Source organism: Oxynema mangrovii CENA135 (genome assembly GCF_016632315.1).
Classification (GTDB): Bacteria; Cyanobacteriota; Cyanobacteriia; order Cyanobacteriales; family Laspinemataceae; genus Oxynema; species Oxynema aestuarii.
Genome location: NZ_JAEOXH010000001.1, coordinates 3,227,088 through 3,243,224 on the forward strand (window position 1 = coordinate 3,227,088; position 16,137 = coordinate 3,243,224).

Annotated in this window: 12 protein-coding genes and 2 pseudogenes; 8 read left to right on the forward strand and 6 right to left on the reverse strand. The window is 51.7% G+C overall.

All coding sequences use genetic code 11. The annotated features are described in order from the left end of the window. The first annotated feature begins 100 nt into the window (after positions 1–100). From JJD41_RS12665 to JJD41_RS12685, 5 genes are all read left to right on the forward strand, one after another. Positions 101–340 (forward strand): 2Fe-2S iron-sulfur cluster-binding protein, encoded by a 240-nt coding sequence (locus JJD41_RS12665; RefSeq protein WP_200666402.1) that lies wholly within the window; start codon positions 101–103, stop codon positions 338–340. A gap of 196 nt (positions 341–536) precedes the next feature. Next, positions 537–2,228 carry a CBS domain-containing protein gene (locus JJD41_RS12670; protein ID WP_370583804.1) on the forward strand — a complete coding sequence of 564 codons (1,692 nt, stop codon included), beginning with the start codon at positions 537–539 and terminating at the stop codon, positions 2,226–2,228. An 86-nt stretch (positions 2,229–2,314) separates the two neighbouring features. Beyond that, entirely contained in the window at positions 2,315–3,334 is a 1,020-nt protein-coding gene (locus JJD41_RS12675) for an ABC transporter ATP-binding protein (RefSeq protein WP_200666406.1), read from the forward strand. Between the two features lie 210 nt (positions 3,335–3,544). Beyond that, positions 3,545–4,387 carry an ABC transporter permease gene (locus tag JJD41_RS12680; RefSeq protein ID WP_234488615.1) on the forward strand — a complete coding sequence of 281 codons (843 nt, stop codon included), beginning with the start codon at positions 3,545–3,547 and terminating at the stop codon, positions 4,385–4,387. A 104-nt stretch (positions 4,388–4,491) separates the two neighbouring features. Then, on the forward strand, positions 4,492–4,860 hold the full coding sequence (locus JJD41_RS12685; RefSeq protein ID WP_200666411.1) for a hypothetical protein: 369 nt from the start codon (positions 4,492–4,494) through the stop codon (positions 4,858–4,860). A 262-nt stretch (positions 4,861–5,122) separates the two neighbouring features. Here the strand turns inward: JJD41_RS12685 and JJD41_RS25365 are convergent, their stop codons facing one another. Beyond that, positions 5,123–5,251, reverse strand: coding sequence for a hypothetical protein (locus tag JJD41_RS25365; RefSeq protein WP_255547284.1), 129 nt, complete (start codon positions 5,249–5,251; stop codon positions 5,123–5,125). Here JJD41_RS25365 and JJD41_RS12690 point away from each other — a divergent pair. Further along, positions 5,250–7,142, forward strand: coding sequence for an ATP-binding protein (locus tag JJD41_RS12690; protein ID WP_200666413.1), 1,893 nt, complete (start codon positions 5,250–5,252; stop codon positions 7,140–7,142). The genes JJD41_RS25365 and JJD41_RS12690 overlap by 2 nt on opposite strands. Before the next feature lie 297 nt (positions 7,143–7,439). Here JJD41_RS12690 and JJD41_RS12695 read toward each other — a convergent pair whose 3' ends face one another. Together JJD41_RS12695 and ribD are read right to left on the reverse strand one after the other, a co-directional pair. Then, entirely contained in the window at positions 7,440–8,120 is a 681-nt protein-coding gene (locus JJD41_RS12695; protein WP_200666415.1) for a hypothetical protein, read from the reverse strand. A 73-nt stretch (positions 8,121–8,193) separates the two neighbouring features. Continuing rightward, entirely contained in the window at positions 8,194–9,294 is a 1,101-nt protein-coding gene (gene ribD / locus JJD41_RS12700; protein ID WP_200666418.1) for a bifunctional diaminohydroxyphosphoribosylaminopyrimidine deaminase/5-amino-6-(5-phosphoribosylamino)uracil reductase RibD, read from the reverse strand. 216 nt (positions 9,295–9,510) lie between these two features. Between ribD and JJD41_RS12705 the strand changes: the two genes are divergently transcribed. Then, entirely contained in the window at positions 9,511–11,463 is a 1,953-nt protein-coding gene (locus JJD41_RS12705; RefSeq protein ID WP_200666420.1) for a mechanosensitive ion channel family protein, read from the forward strand. A gap of 86 nt (positions 11,464–11,549) precedes the next feature. On the opposite strand, the gene JJD41_RS12710 is transcribed toward JJD41_RS12705, so the two are convergent. Together JJD41_RS12710 and JJD41_RS12715 are read right to left on the reverse strand one after the other, a co-directional pair. Further along, positions 11,550–12,287 (reverse strand): sulfite exporter TauE/SafE family protein, encoded by a 738-nt coding sequence (locus JJD41_RS12710; protein WP_200666422.1) that lies wholly within the window; start codon positions 12,285–12,287, stop codon positions 11,550–11,552. Between the two features lie 114 nt (positions 12,288–12,401). Continuing rightward, positions 12,402–13,515, reverse strand: a pseudogene (locus JJD41_RS12715) (RNA-guided endonuclease InsQ/TnpB family protein). Positions 13,516–14,485: 970 nt separating this feature from the next. Between JJD41_RS12715 and JJD41_RS12720 the strand changes: the two are divergent. Continuing rightward, a pseudogene (locus JJD41_RS12720) lies at positions 14,486–15,073 on the forward strand (PAP/fibrillin family protein). 156 nt (positions 15,074–15,229) lie between these two features. On the opposite strand, the gene JJD41_RS12725 reads toward JJD41_RS12720, so the two are convergent. Beyond that, complete coding sequence (locus JJD41_RS12725) at positions 15,230–15,625, reverse strand: hypothetical protein (protein WP_200666424.1); 396 nt, start codon at positions 15,623–15,625, stop codon at positions 15,230–15,232. Positions 15,626–16,137: the final 512 nt, after the last annotated feature.

Consider the following 16,137-nt stretch of genomic DNA (forward strand, 5'->3'; position numbering starts at 1 on the left):
GAGACAACAGGGAGGACAGGAGAGGATAAGTCCGCCATCTAAAATCTAAAATCTCTACTCCCTCCATCTAAAACCTAAAACCTAAAATCTAAAATCCATCGTGAGTGTCAAAATTCGATTTGTCCCGGATGATATTACCGTTGAAGCTCAAGTGGGAGAACCGTTATTAGAAGTGGCCGATCGCGCGGGCATTTCGATCCCCACCGGATGTTTGATGGGGTCGTGTCATGCCTGTGAAGTCGAAGTCGATGACGGCGAAATGATTTGCGCGTGTATTTCCGGGGTTCCCCCGGGAAAATCGGAAATCACAATTAGTTTGTATGTCGATCCGACTTGGTAATCGTAAGATCTGGGGGAGATTTGCGGCAATTTCTGCACGAATTTTGTGAAAAACGAACGGTTCGATCGCCAAGTTTCCATTTATCTTTAAAAGACAAACGAGGGTTGCCATGACCCTCGTGCGCTCGAATTGACGCGCGCTTAACCGAGCTCTCCATACTCTTTGTGCTTGAAGTTCCATGCCCCTAGATCGTACTGTGCCTGCTGACAGTCCAGCTTTAGATGACGCGATTGCCACTTTGCCCCTCGCGACCCCGGACATGCCCTTGCTCGATGTCATCGGACTGATGCTGGAGTCCCCGGAAGGGTCGGAACGGGGAGCGGCAGTGGGGGGGTGCGCGATCGCGATCGCCGAGTCGAAGCTCGTGGGGATGTTTACCGAGCGAGATGTGGTGCGCTGGAGTGCCAAAGGACTCGATTTTCAACGGACGACCTTAGCACAAGTGATGGGCGCTCCGGTGGAGGCGGTCCGCCGATCGCAGTTGGGGGATCTGTTCGGCGTGTTGGCGCTGATGCGCGATCGCCCGATTCGCTATCTCCCGGTTGTTGAAGAGGACGGCACCGTTCTCGGGGCGATCGCCCTCGAAACGATTCGCCAAATTTTGCAACCGTGCTATCTATTCAAAGTGCGATCGGTAGCGCAAGCGATCGCCGAAACTCCTTCCACCGCCCCGCCGAATACCTCGATCCTGGAGCTGACGCGGATCATGGCCGATCGCCCCACGGAGTACGTCGTCATCTGCGATCGGCTCGAACACCTCGATCGCCCCGCGCGGCCCCTCCCCGTCGGGATCGTGACCGAACGGGATATCCTCCGCCTGCAACACCTCCAATGGGATTTACGCTCCACCCGAGCCGACCGAGTGATGAGCGCCCCTTTAATCGGGATCCATCCCGACGAGTCCTTGTGGTCGGCTCACGAACGGATGCAACAGCACCGCATCCGCCATTTAACCGTCACGGGCGATCGCGGCGAACTGCTCGGCGTCCTGACTCAAAGCCAGTTGCTGCAAGGATTCGACCCCCAGACGATTTACGAAACGATGCAACAGCTCGGCGAACAGTTAGAAGGCGAACGGAGCGAGCGTCGCCGTCTCGAAGCCGAACTGCACAAAATCGCGATTCAAGAGCAAGAACTCGGCGAACTCAAATCCCGCTTTACCTCGATGGTCACCCACGAGTTTCGCAATCCCCTGACGACCATTTTATATTCGACGCAGTTATTAGAAACCTTCGGTCATCGGGCGACGGAGGAGAAAAAACGCAGTTATTTATTACGAATTCGGCGGACGGCCCAATATATGAATCAGTTAATTGAGGATTTGCTCGTGATTGGCGGGTCCGACGAAGCCAAACTGGAGTTTAATCCCAAACCGCTCGATTTAGAAGAAGTTTGTCAGGATTTGATCGAACAGCAGCATTTGAGCGACGGAGGACGCAATCCGATTTCTTTTGAAATTGAAGGCGATCGCGATCGAGTTTGTATGGATGAAAAATTACTGCGCTACATTTTTACAAATTTACTCGCTAATGCTTGCAAGTATTCGCCAAAAGGAATGCCCGTCGAGTTTCACATCGCCTGTGAAGACGAGCGGGCGATTTTTTATTTGAGCGATCGCGGCATCGGGATCCCTCCGGAAGAGTGCGATCGCCTCTTCGACCCGTTCTATCGCGCTACTAATGTCGGCAATATCCCCGGTACCGGATTGGGATTGAGCATGGTCAAGCGCTGCGTCGAGTCCCATTACGGCACGATCGCCGTCGAAAGCGAAATGGGTGTCGGTACCCGCTTTATCGTCACCCTTCCCCTCAGCGGGATCTCGGAGGTGGATCCCCAAACCCCCTCGGTTGCAGTCGAACAGAATTCACTCGAACGCAAACCGTCGTGAGGCGATCGCCCGCCAGCCCAACCCGATCGCCTTAAAATAATATTTAACGAATATGTAGTTTTGTATCAAGAACCTTAACAGAACCTATGGCACCTGCCGTTATTGTCGAAAATTTGCAGAAACGCTACCGCGATATCGAAGCGGTTAAAGATATCTCTTTTCGCATCGAACCCGGAGAAATTTTCGGATTGCTCGGCCCCAACGGTGCCGGAAAAACAACCACGATCCGGTGTTTGTGTACGTTGACCTCGCCGGATGCGGGACAGTTGCAAGTCTCGGGAATCGACGTGGTCGCCAATCCGAAGGCGGCGCGGCAGCGTTTGGGTTACGTAGCGCAGGAAGTCGCCCTCGATAAAGTGCTGACGGGTCGAGAACTGCTGGAATTGCAAGCGGCGCTTTACCATATTCCCCGGGCGGCGATCGGCGATCGCATCAAAACGATGTTGAGTTTGCTCGGTTTAGAAGAATGGGCCGACCGTCAAACCGGGAAATATTCCGGCGGATTGCGCAAGCGCTTGGATTTGGCGGCGGGATTGCTGCACGAACCGGACGTATTGGTTCTCGACGAACCCACCGTGGGATTAGATATTGAAAGCCGGATGGCGGTCTGGGCCTTTTTGCGGCAATTGCGCGATCGCGGGACGACAGTGTTACTGACCAGTCATTATTTAGAAGAAATCGACGCTTTAGCCGATCGCGTCGCCATTATCGATCGCGGCGTCGTCATCGATACGGGAACCCCATCGCAACTCAAAGATCGGGTGGGAGGCGATCGGGTCACCTTGCGCGTTCGCGAGTTTTCCCCCCTCGACGAAGCCGAAAAAGTAAAATCTTTACTCGAACCCTTACCTTTCGTGCGCGAAGTGATTATCAACCACGCCCAAGGGAACTCGTTAAATCTGGTGGTCGAACCGCAAAGCGAAGCACTGATCTCGATCCAACAAGCCTTACGCGATGCGGGATTGCCGACCTTTGGCATCGCTCAATCGCGTCCCAGTCTCGACGATGTTTATTTAGCCGCAACGGGTCAAACTTTACTCGATGCGGAGTTAGCCACCGCCGGAACCCGCGATCCGAAACAGGAACGCAAACAAAATATGCGTTAAAAGAGAGTTGAGGGTTGAGAGTTTAGAGTTTAAATTGAGGGAATGGGGAGTGGAGATTTTAGAGTTGAGATTTTAGAATTTAGAATTTTAGATCTGATATCTGACTCCCGTATTTCCCGTTTCGATTTCCCCGTTGTCACTCCCCGCGTCAACTGATTTATCAACATTCTGATGAGCCAAACTATCGATTCTCCAGAAAGGGAAAAGAAAATGACGACTCAGCGCGTGCCAGAAACCGGAAATGCGATCGCCGAATTCTTGCAAGAAACGACGGCATTGACCAAACGGTTATTTGTCCAATTACAGCGCCGTCCTTCCACATTAATTGCTGGAATCATTCAACCGTTGATGTGGTTGATTTTGTTCGGGGCGCTGTTTCAAAATGCACCGAAAGGGTTATTTGGAGAAAGTTTAAATTACCTGCAATTTTTAGGAGCGGGAGTGATCGTATTTACGGCATTTGCCGGGGCGCTCAACGCCGGGTTACCCGTGATGTTCGATCGCGAATTCGGCTTTCTCAATCGCTTTTTAGTCGCCCCCTTATCGACGCGCTTTTCGATCGTGGTGGCGTCGGCGGTTTACATTGTCATTCTCAGTTTTCTGCAAACGGGAATTATTTTGACCGCCGGGGCGCTGATGGGCGCTGGATTGCCGGGAGGACTTGGGTTAGCGGCGATCGCCCTGATTATTTTCTTACTCGTTCTCGGGGTGACCGGATTGAGTTTGGGGCTGGCGTTTGCGTTACCGGGTCACGTGGAATTGATTGCGGTGATTTTCGTGACGAATTTGCCGTTATTGTTTGCGAGCACGGCCCTGGCTCCCTTATCTTTTATGCCAAAATGGTTGCAAATCGTAGCGACGCTCAATCCGTTGAGTTACGCGATCGAGCCGATTCGTTATTTGTACTTGCATCCCGATTGGAATTTGGGCAGTGTGGTCATGCACGCGCCCTGGGGGGATGTTAGTTTTGGGGGTGCCTTGCTCGTATTGGCGGCGTTCGCGACGGTATTGCTCGCCAGCATTCAGCCCCTTCTCAGAAGAACCTTTGCTTGAGTAGAATCGTCTTTAGCATACAGCGTTGTTCTTGGCAACCGCAGACGTTTATCGCAAATCGCAAGAGGAACCAACCGATGATCTTTGTTCGTAGATTTTCCCCTTTGGCTTTGTCAACCCTGGCGGCGATCGCCGTAATTTCCGGGGGATTGGGACAACGGGCGATCGCCGAACCGGAGGCGGATGTCGAACCCGTGCAAAGTAACTCCTTAGAACTCGAAGACGGACGGGATCCGTTTGAAGGAACCAGTGGGGAGGCGGATACCCGGGTGGATATGTTCGAGTTGATTCACCGGGCCAAACTCGGCGGCGGGCGATCGATGGATGAATTTCGCTTGGGAACGGAGCAAAATATTGACGATGCGGCTGCCCAATTTCGTAACCGACAATTGCAACAGTTAGAACCGGGAAATATTGAAATTTTGCCCGATCTCGAACCGGACATGAGCGGTCGTACTTCTGAATTCGAGTAAATTTTACCCGCAAGATAGGGAAAACGCCGATGGAACTTTGCCCGATCCACGGCGTTTTTTTATGGAGATCGCCCCTCCATAGGGTCGGTTAAGATCGGGTGGGCGTTTTGAGAAAAGTACGATTTCAAAAAGGATTGAGGCTCGAGCGATCGAAGATCTACAGGGGTAACGCTAAGGTACACTACGGACAAAGCGACGCTAAAGCGATCGTCGGATCGATCGATTCGATCTCCCCCCTTGATGACCCGCCGAAATCGACCGCCTAAAATGGAATGGAATTGACCGAATAGTGGGTGCGCCCGTACAGCACGATAGCGGTTTGCCGTTTCAAACGTCCGCCTTTTCCGGCGATCGAACCACTTGTAAAGCAGGTAGAGAAGAAGCGATTCATGGGCATATTTAGCTGGAGACAAGGCTCCCTTGCCACCAAATTGACCCTAGCGATGACGAGTGTGGTCATTGTTGCTGTCGGTAGCGTCACCTGGCTATCCCTGCGCCGCCAACAACAATCCTTTCGCCAAGAATTGCAACAACAAGCGGCGATTTGGGTTGAAGCATTGGATCTGGCTACTTCCGACGTTCTCAATCCCCTCAACAGTCAGGCGATCGCCAAGATCGCCGATCGCCTCGGAGAAGACGGACTGTTAGTGTCGGGACGGATTTATCGACAAGACGGACGGGCGATCGCCGATATTTACGAAAACCAATTACTCTTGTCCGATCCCCAAGTGGATCCCTTCGGCCAAAAACTGATCGACAGCGACAAAGTCGTTTACGAATGGTACGCCGATCGCCTGATCGCCGGAAAAGCCGTTCTCGCTGACGGTCAGCCCATTGGCGCCGTCAGCATTGGCTTGTCTACGGAACCGCTTCACCTCAAAATGGTGACCGTTCGCAATCAAGGGTTACTCGTCGCCGCGATCGCCGCTAGCATCGGCGCCGCGATCGCCGTCCTCCTCGGGCGATCGATTATCGGACCGTTACAAGAAATCACCGCCGCCACCGAAGAATTTGCCGAAGGCGACCTCACCCGTCACATTACCGTCAACAGTCGCGACGAACTTGGCGTCCTCGCCAATTCCTTCAACCGCATGGCGGAAGAATTGCGCGACCTGATCGAGAGTATGGCCCAAAGGGCCGAAGCGTTGCACCAAAGCGAAGCCAAAAATATCGCCCTCCTCAACGCCATTCCCGACTTAATGTTCGAGTTCAGCCACGACGGCACCTTCGTCGATTTTAAAGGCGGTCGCGGCGATACGATCCTGCGACCTGCCGGAGAACTTTTACGTAAAACCGTTTCCGACGTTTTACCCGCCCAACTCGCCAAACTCTATCTAAAATACGTCGAGCGCACCCTACAAACCCGCGAAATTCAAGTTTTCGAGTACGAATGGTTTATTAATAACAAACGCCGCCATTTTGAGGCTCGCTTCGTCGTCAGTGGCGAAAACGAAGTGCTGGCGATCGTGCGCGATGTCACCGAAGGCAAGCTCGCCCAATTCGAGCTAGAACAAGCCAAAGAAGCCGCCGAAGCTGCCAACCACGCTAAAAGCGTCTTTTTAGCCAACATGAGCCACGAATTGCGAACCCCCCTCAATGCCATTCTCGGTTACAGCGACCTCTTGCGCGAAGAAGTCGAAGATTTAGGCTACGAGGACTTACTCCCGGACTTACAAAAAATTAGACAAGCCGGATTACATTTACTCTCGATCATCAGCGACGTTCTCGATATTTCCAAACTCGAAGCCGGACAGATGACCCTGTATCTGGAAAACTTCGATATCGCCACCCTGATCGCCGAAGTCCGAACCACGGTCGAGCCTTTAGTTCAGAAAAAAAATAACACCCTTTCCATTCACCTCGCCCGCGATTTGGACTCGATGTACGCCGATCGCACCAAAGTCAAACAAATCTTACTCAATTTACTCAGTAATGCGGCTAATTTCACCGAAAAAGGGTCGATCGTGGTCAACGTGCGTCAAGATAGCCCGCCGGACCGTGCCGAAGCAGACCCAAGCGAGACTTTGCTGTTCTTTAGTGTCAGCGATACGGGAATTGGCATGACCCTAGAGCAACAAGAACATATTTTTGAAGCCTTTACTCAAGCGGATAACTCCACGACTCGCAAATATGGCGGAACGGGTTTGGGATTGGCGATCAGCCAGCGTTTTTGCGAATTGATGGGCGGCGAAATTATCGTCGAAAGTGAAGCGAATGTCGGTTCTACGTTTACGATGCGGTTACCGAAAATGGTGGTGGAACAAGAGGGAAATGGGGAGTAGGGAGTCGGGAATCGGGAATAAGCTGTTAGATAAAGTAGTAGTAGGGTGGTCGTTCCCCACCCTACTGAAATTTGCCGACGACCATGCATTTTAAAAGAGAAACAGCTTATAGCCATCCTAAATGATTTTTAAATCAACTAGGGAGCCAGAGTTCCCGAGCACAGCCGAAGGATGCTCCCACTCCAGGGGTTTCAGGTGGGCACCCCTGACTCAAGTGATGGAGGGATGCTATACCTTGTGAATCAGACGATCGCGAACAGCCAGCAACTCCCCATTCCCGACTCCCGACCCTCTCTCCTAGGGAATCATCGGCGGTTCCGGCGAAGATAAATCGACCGTCGGGGCGGGTGGGGCGATTTGGGGGGCGTGTTTGTTGAGGGTGTTAGCAACTAAAATGTAGCCGAGATAAGCGGGTAGAATCATCAGGGTGAGTGCGGCGATTCCCCCGAGTAAATGGATCGTACCCATGGACGGACCGTAGTGGACGCGATAGGGATCGAAAGGTAAACCGTCTTCTTTGAGCATTTTTCGCCAGACGAGGGCTCGTTTGAAGCGAACGCGGCGATCGTCGAGTTTTTCGAGTAATACCCATCCGGCTTGACTTTCTTCTTCACACAATTGGTGGAAAACGTCGGGATTGCGGAATAGGTCGAAATTGGCGCGCACGATTTTATATTCCCACTCTCCTAAAGGGGGGTCTTGGGGAGAGGGCGATCGCAGTTCCGGTAACGGATCGTGACGGATCGACTCGCCATCGGAGGAATTTCGTTGTTCTAGGTTTCCGGTGGGGAGAAAGGAAGTGGGAGGCGTGTCAATGGCCGGGAGTTGACCATTACCGGAATAAGCATCAAACATTTCTTCTTCCTCTTGATGTGTTCGTGCGATCGCCAAATGTCTCCAGCGCAACCATCCGCCAGCCACCAGTGCCTCAATTCCCAAACTGCCCACAAAAACACTCCACACTACAATTTCGAGCATAGTTATTTAACTGAGCTAATTCATCGATCGCCAATCTGGGGCGATCGCTCCCAAAACTGTCAAAATCCCGTGTTTAGGGGTTTAAATACCCTTCCACGACGCAATCGGAACCGACACTGCGCCATTGCACCCGTTCTAAAGTCAGCGCCCGATCCATCTGAGTCAATCCTAAATCCCCGACCGGAGAAGGCGCCAAACGACCGCCGATGATTTTCGGCGCGATAAACGCCAAAATTTTCTGGACGGCGCCATCGGCGATCGCCCGAGCGCCCAGGGTGCCGCCGCATTCCCACAACACCGAGAGAAACTGACGCTCGTAAAAATACTCCATTGCTTTCGCCGGAGTCAGTGGGTCGAGTTCGACGACTTCAACCCCTCTATTCAATAGTCGTTTCTGCACTTCCGGATGGCTCCCCGCTTCGGTCAGCACCAAGGTCCGAGCTTCGTCAACATCCCACAAGCGCGCTCGTTCCGGTAACTCCAGGGAACGACTCATCACCACCCGCAAGGGGTTGTGGCTCCCTGCACGATGGCTGGTCAAGTGGGGATTATCTTGACGGACCGTATTGCCGCCGACGATCACCGCATCGCACGCCGAGCGCAACAAATGGACTTCCCGGCGAGCGGCTTCGCTGGTGACCCAACTGCTGTGACCTGTCGTGGTGGCAATTTTGCCATCTAAGGTCATGGCATATTTCAAAATCCCAAAGGGACGTTGGTGGAGCGATCGGTAAATAAACGCTTCGTTAACTTGGCGGCAGTCTTCTTCTTCGACGCCGACCACCACTTCGATCCCCGCCGACCGGAGGCGATCGATCCCGCCACCGGAGACCCGCGCGTCCGGATCGACAAAACCGACGACCACCTTCGCCACCCCCGCCGCGATCAGCGCTTCGCTACACGGTGGGGTGCGTCCGTAATGGTTGCAAGGCTCCAAACTAACATAAACCGTTGCCCCTCGGGCGCGATCGCCCGCATCGCGCAAGGCAAACACTTCCGCATGGGGTTCCCCCGCACGGGGATGAAATCCTTCGCCGACAATCTCCCCGTCGCGAACGATGACACAACCTACCAAAGGATTCGGAGCTGTCTGTCCCAAGGCTCGGCGAGCAAGTTCCAGACAACGTTGCATCATCTGGCGATCGAAATTCTGGGCGTCCTGATTCGTACTCATGAAGCTAAATTTTAACTATCCGCCATCTCACGATCCCTGCGGAGTCGGTCGAAGGTCTACAAAAAAATGCGGTGCGAGGGTACTTCCTCCCCTGAGTGTATCGGAAAGACGGACGGCGAAACACAGACCGACTCCAATCGTCTGTTAGAGTAAACTTTTGTAACGCTCAAGGGCATCTGCTTCACTATGGATTTGAGCAAGCATCCGACAACCCCAATGACCATCCAGCAGACGCGGTTCAACTGCACGACCCACCCATTGTCCCTCCGATCGCTCCTGCGTTGGGGTGGAGCGATCGCGCTTCAGGCGGTGACCCTTTACAGCCTCTCTACAGTCCCCGTCTCGGGTCAGACGCCTACTTTCATCCCCTCCCAACTCCCGGAAGCGCAAAAACCCACCTCGAACGACAATGGATCGGGGGAGTCTGGGGAGTCGGCGTCGGATAAGCAAGGCGCCGAGGCAGACGCTTCCCCCTCAGAAACCCCTTCCCAAGAGACCCAAAACTCTGGCAACGGTTTTTTGCCGTTTATTGGCGGGGAAGAACAAATCCCCCAAACCCCGGTTTATCTCGACGGTCGCAAATTATTCGACATCGCCACCAACGATAGCGAACGGGTTCGCGAAATCGAAACCCGCCTCAAAGAAATCGTTCGCAACGGCTTCGAGCCGGAAAAACTCTCGGTTTACAATGCGGTTCTCAATGGCGAAACCGTGATTTGCCTTGCACCCGATGGTAATAGCGATCGCGTCTGCAACGAACCTGCCATTTACCTGATGACCGTCACCAGTACGGATGCGCGCCTCAATCGCTTTAGTGCCGATCCTCAACTGCTCGCCGACGAATGGAGTCAACGGATCGAGCGGCAACTCGACCGAGCAATTGAGGAACGCCAACCCCAACACCTCAAAGAACAACTTTCCCTGGCGGCGGCGATCGCCCTGGTAATGGTTTTAGGCAGTTTTACCCTCGCTCACGAACGACAAAAACTCGAAGCGCAACGCCAAAAAATCGCCAACCAACCGACCCCTCCCCCCTCCGAATCCAGTTCCGAAATCGATTTATCCGAGTCTACCCCGACTAATCCCGTCGAGTCCGACTCCCTCGACCGACGGCACGAATCGGAATCGATCGGCGAGTTGCAGCACAAGATGAATCAGCGCGAACAACGCAACATCAACGACCTCAAACAACGACTGATTCAAATCGGACAGGTCGGCGTTTGGGGGGGCGGCAGTTACGCGATCGTCGGTCTATTTCCTTACACTCGTTGGTTGCAACCCCTCGTCCTGTCCTGGTTGCCCCTTCCGCTTAAAATTGTCGGAATTGTCTTTAGTTCTTATGCGGGCATTCGCCTCACTTACGTGGGCATCGATCGCTTTTTTAGTGCCTTACAGGACGAAGACTTTCTCGATGCAGACGAATCCCGGCGTTTGGCCTTGCGGTTCTCGACCTTTTCCGCCGTCTTTAAAAGTATCAGTTTTGCCGGATTTGTCAGTGTCGGCACCTTGGCGATCCTCTCGGCGATCGGTCTCAATCTCGCCCCGATCTTGGCTGGGGCCGGGATTATCGGTTTGGGCATTTCGTTAGCGTCCCAAAGTTTGATCAAAGATGCGATTAACGGCTTCTTAATTCTCTTAGAAGATCAATACGCCGTCGGCGATGTGATTATCGTCGGCGATGTCGGCGGCTTGGTCGAAAATATGAACCTGAGAATCACCCAACTGCGCAATGGAGAAGGTCGCTTGATCACCCTTCCGAATAGTACGATTTCCGTGGTTCAAAATCTTTCTAAAGAGTGGGCGAGGGTGGATTGCACGATCGACGTGGCCTATCATACCGATGTCGATCGCGCCCTTGCCGTCCTTCGAGAACTCTCGGTGGAAATTTATAGCGAACCGGAATGGCGGGAAAAAATTATCGACGTTCCGGAAGTGCTCGGCATCGATGAAATCGACCATGCGGGGATTTTAATTCGGACGTGGATTAAAACCAAACCCTTGCAACATTGGAGTGTGGGTCGGGAGTTTCGCCGTCGGATTAAAACGCGCTTCGATCGCGAAGGCATTGCGATCGGAACGCCGCAGCAATCGGTTACCTTTAAAAACTCCCTGGAATTGCTCAAAGAAGCCAGTAATGGCAACAGTCCTTCAGAACACGCGATCGTGTAGGCGATCCTAGGCGATCGCCCGCTCTCGGCGAAGAATTTGGCCTTTAAACTCTCTTAACACCCGTTTTGGGCCACGATTTTTCCTCTCTAAAACCCCACCAATCCTCGTTGGGTCCACATCATCAACGCCCCACTAATTCCCATCACCGCCAAAACAATCTGGCGGAATTGTTGGGCGTTGAGATAACCCAGTAAATATTTACCGACTAAATTCGCCGGAGCTGCGACCAATCCGATCGCCAATCCATAACCGAGGTACTGTGGGGTCAGCGCCCCAAAGGCGGCATAAGTTAACATTTTCACCACGTGAATGACGACTACATTGGTGGCTTTGGTGGCGATCATTTCTTCTTTTACTAAGCCGTAATTGAGATAGAGGGGATTGAGAATCGGCCCGCTACTGCCAATTAAGCCGGAAAGTAAGGCATAAACAAATCCCGCAGGCAGAAAATACCACGCTTTGGCGCTCCAGGTGGTTTCTTGTTTTCGCAAAGCGAAGCCGATCACCAGAAGGACGATCGACAAACCGACGAGGAGTTCGAGCCATTCGAGATGCAGTTGGGTAAAGGCATAAGCCCCTAAAACCGCACCGACCATTCCGCCGGGGAGATACCAGAGGGTGACTTTCCAGTTGACCGATCGCCAAAAGAGAAAGATGCGCTGGGAATTTCCCAACAACATCCCCGTGGTAATGACTGGGGCGACCCCGGCAGAACCGATCAGAAAGTTGACGAGGGGAATCAAGAGAAGGGGACTGCCACCGCCCGCCAAGGTGCTAATCAACCAAGAGATAAAACCGATCGAGGTAAGCAGGACAAGAGGCATGGGTGTGGCTGTCAAGAATTATTCAAAGCTTCCGCTCTCTAAAACTTACTCAAACTTAATCATTTGATGTTTAGTTCCTAGCTTGGATCTTCCGAGACCTTTCCATCACTAGGCTTACACGGCTGAGCTCTCCGCGTTTTCCAAATTAATTGACGCATTTAAGTCACGATCTATGGAGACGTGACAGCTCGGACAATCATACTGTCTTTTGTCCAGGGGCATTTTTTGTTGGTGTCCGCAGTTAGAACAGATCTGCGAACTGGGATACCACGGGTCAATAAATGTTAATTTGCTCCCATACCACTCGCATTTATACTCAAGTTGACGACGGAACTCATAAAACCCACCATCCGCAATCGCACCAGCCAGCTTGTGATTTTTGAGCATCCCTGACACATTTAAGTCTTCGATTTTCACTTTCCCCTTTTCACTTTTGACTTTCCCCTTTCCCCTTTTCACTTTCTCCTTTTCACTTTTCACTTTTCACTTTTCACTTTCCCCTTTTCACTTTTCACTTCGCCGTGGTTTTTGGCTAAGTAAGTTGTTAACTTGTGTAAATGGTCGGCTCTCATATCGGCGATGCGTCGGTGGGCCTTAGCTAACTTGAGTTGCGTTTTTTCTCGGTTTTTACCTCCTTTTTGACGGCGGCTTAGTTCTTTCTGGAGTTTGGCTAGTTTTTTCTTGGCCTGGCGATAAGCTTTCGGATTGGGATAGATTTTACCATCGCTCAGGGTGGCCTTTTAATTCCTACATCTACCCCAATCCGCTCTTTTATTTTTGGTGTGACCTGGGGTTCAAAATCAATTTTGAAGGCAATATACCAGTCCCCTGCTCGTTTACTTATGGTGACGTTTTTAGGATTGACTGGCGGTAGCTGTTCGTGGCTTTTTACCCAACCAATCCGAGGTAGCTTCACCCGATCGCCGGAAATTTTAATGCTTCCTTCCAGGTAAAAAGTATCTTTGACATTCTTTTTCTTAAACTTTGGGAAACCTGTTCCTTTGACTTGCCCAACTCGCTTAAACGCTTTATTGAGGTGACGCAACGCTTCTTGAGGGCTACATTTGGAGACTTCATAGTACCAAGGATTCTGAGTTTTTACCTCGGCGACTAATCTTTTGTGTAAGTCTATAGTACTCGGGAGTTTACCTCCGGCTTCTAATGTTTCCTTACAGGTAGCCAGTCCCCAATTCCAAGCGTGTCGAGCTACTCCTGCGTGTTTCGCCATCAGCGTTCGCTGTCGGTTATTTAAGTCTAGCTTGGTCTTAAAGCCTTTCAATGACTTTTTTAACTCCTCAACCCTCTTTTTGTTCGGCTAAGTTCAGCTACCATAAAGACTAGCAGAAAACAATGGAGATGGTAAAATCCGCGATTTTTGCGGCTTCAGTCTTTTTGAAATTACTCAAACTTTTATTGTAGCATAAAAAGTGAGTAAGTTTAAGAAAATTTAGGTAGAAATTTAAACCCTGTTGTTAACCCTCATTCTCTCATTTTCTTTACCGTTACGTGGTTTTCGAGGCTATCCACGATCTCGAAGGGGTATGGAGGGCGCGTGGGGGGCGGGGCGATTCTCCTCGGCAGCCGAAATCGCTGGTGAAAAATTAGCCAACAAAAAACCCTGTCCAGGGGAGAGGATCAGGGTGTTTGATAAAGATGTGCCAGCCTGTTTATCTTTCAGTTCCAATTATGGCCAAGAAGGCAGAAGTCCGTCATCGTGAAAAACACTAGTGTTTGGCATTTTGGAGCTTCCGTAATTGTGCTGAGGTCAAAATGGGTGGGAACTGAGTTGGAAAGGCTTGCGATGGCGTCAATTTGTCCGATACGATGAGATTTTCGCCGCTCGAATGGTGGGATCGGTTCCTCAAAATTGCGGAGGTGTAGCGGTGGGGTAACCTCCGTATTTTCCGAGGGTTCCGAGGCAGGGCGATCGCCCCTCCAGAGCGGTTTTTAAAAGGCAAGGTTTTCGCAAAAAATCGAATTTCGCGAGGGCGCGATCGCGCGGGATCTCCCCCCTCTACTCCCACACGATGGCGGGGGTGAGGCGATCGTCGATCGTCGTTTTGCAATCCGAACGAACTGGAAAGTGGGATTTCTAAAATTGGAAAGCGAAAAATGCAACGGGACAAATTCAAACCCAAAAATCCAAACGCTCAATAAAATAAGATCGACCTTCCTAGGACACCCGGTCCCGAAGGTACCTGACGACTTCAGAAGTCAAGCTCTTAGCGGCGATCGCCGGAAAACATCGCGGATTGCTCGCCAGCGATCGCGATCGGCGCGAAATCCAAGCGGCGATCGCCGATTTGGAAAACCACAATCCGACCCCAACGCCGACGGCAGCGACCGATTTACTCGCCGGATATTGGTGGGTTCTTGATACGACCAGTAGAGATCTGCTCGACCTCGATCGCCCGCCGTTCGTCCGTTTGAGACAAATCTACCCATCGATTCCCCCGCAGACATCGCACTTAGTTAATTTCGTCGAACTGCACGGACTCCCCTACCTCGATAGCATCGTCAGCGTTAGCGCTCGCTTCAAGCCCGTTTCAAACTTGCGAGTTCAGGTAACGTTCGAGCGCTGGATTGTCGGCTTGCAAACGGCGATCGGCCATCAAAATCCGGCGCAATTCATCGAGAAAATCGAAGCGGGGAACGAGTTCGGCACGATCTCGGTGGGGATCGACCGTGGCAATCGCTATAACTGACTCGATACCACCTATCTCGCCGAAGACTTACGAATCGGACGGGGAAGCCGGGGGAGTTTATATATTTTGACTAAAGTATAAAAAATCCAAAAAATATTTTTTCGATCGACAACTTCCACCGCGACGCGCGCAATGGAAGTCATGAGGTCGGCAAACTTCAGATCGGTGAGGTGAGGAGCGACCCACGAAGTTTGTAAAAACTATCCGATCCCCTCCCGATGCTGACGCGCGATCGCTTTAATTCAATTCGGAACGGTGTTCGGACGGGTTGCTAAACAATTTGGCCATCATGAACTGAGGGGCCAATCCGGACTTGCGACGGCGAGACGAAGATAACTTATTTTCCGATTGCGGCGGCATTACACAAACTGCGGTTTGATCGATCCCCGGCATCAGTTCGGATACCCGATCGATGATTTTGTCAATGCGATCGGTGAGGCGATCGGCTAATTCGAGATTGGGCGTCACGATAAAGAAGGTTCGATCGCCATCCGCGCTGGGAGCCACACCAAAGCTGCATTCACACAGCAACTCTTGTAGGGAGTCTTCAAAGGATTCGCAGAAGCGATTGACTAACGCTTCGTAAAACGATTCAGCTAACTCGCGATCGTCGAAACTGGGTTTAGGTAACATGGCAACTCTCTCAACGATTTCTCTTCGACGCTCTCAAAACCTTTCCACACTCTCAATATCGTTGATTTCGCAGCAAGTTTCTGTGATGGAAATCTCTAAGAACGAGTGATGGTGATAGGCGCTTTCGGCGATCTAATGCAATTAGATCCGGTGTTTTGCTTCATATCGATCGCGCGATCGCGATCGCACTGACCCATTCGATCTTCCCCTTCACTCTAAGACGAGTTAGGAGATCGGTTCAAGCATCAAAACTCACGCCGATCTCGGGTCAATCCGGAAAAAAATGGGGTTTGAGCAGCTAATTTGGCAGTTGTCGCCGTTAAATCGCATTTTACCCTTAAAAAATACTCTAAAAAAAGAATCTTTTTCATGCGATCGCCCGCTTCCCAAGCCCGATTCAACTCTCCAATCGTAACAGGGGATACTGTTATTTTGTCAGGAAATTTTGAGATCTCTAGGGTCCCCATTAGGGTTCAATCCCTCAGTGGGACTGACGGACGCACGAGAAATTC

Coding starts and splice junctions, on each gene's coding strand:
- JJD41_RS12695 (WP_200666415.1), bottom strand. CDS start 8,120: ATGCTCGAAATTGTAGTGTGGAGTGTTTTTGTGGGCAGTTTGGGAATT.
- JJD41_RS12705 (WP_200666420.1), top strand. CDS start 9,511: ATGACCATCCAGCAGACGCGGTTCAACTGCACGACCCACCCATTGTCC.
- JJD41_RS12675 (WP_200666406.1), top strand. CDS start 2,315: ATGGCACCTGCCGTTATTGTCGAAAATTTGCAGAAACGCTACCGCGAT.
- JJD41_RS12710 (WP_200666422.1), bottom strand. CDS start 12,287: ATGCCTCTTGTCCTGCTTACCTCGATCGGTTTTATCTCTTGGTTGATT.
- ribD (WP_200666418.1), bottom strand. CDS start 9,294: ATGAGTACGAATCAGGACGCCCAGAATTTCGATCGCCAGATGATGCAA.
- JJD41_RS12680 (WP_234488615.1), top strand. CDS start 3,545: ATGACGACTCAGCGCGTGCCAGAAACCGGAAATGCGATCGCCGAATTC.
- JJD41_RS12725 (WP_200666424.1), bottom strand. CDS start 15,625: ATGTTACCTAAACCCAGTTTCGACGATCGCGAGTTAGCTGAATCGTTT.
- JJD41_RS25365 (WP_255547284.1), bottom strand. CDS start 5,251: ATGAATCGCTTCTTCTCTACCTGCTTTACAAGTGGTTCGATCGCCGGA.
- JJD41_RS12690 (WP_200666413.1), top strand. CDS start 5,250: ATGGGCATATTTAGCTGGAGACAAGGCTCCCTTGCCACCAAATTGACC.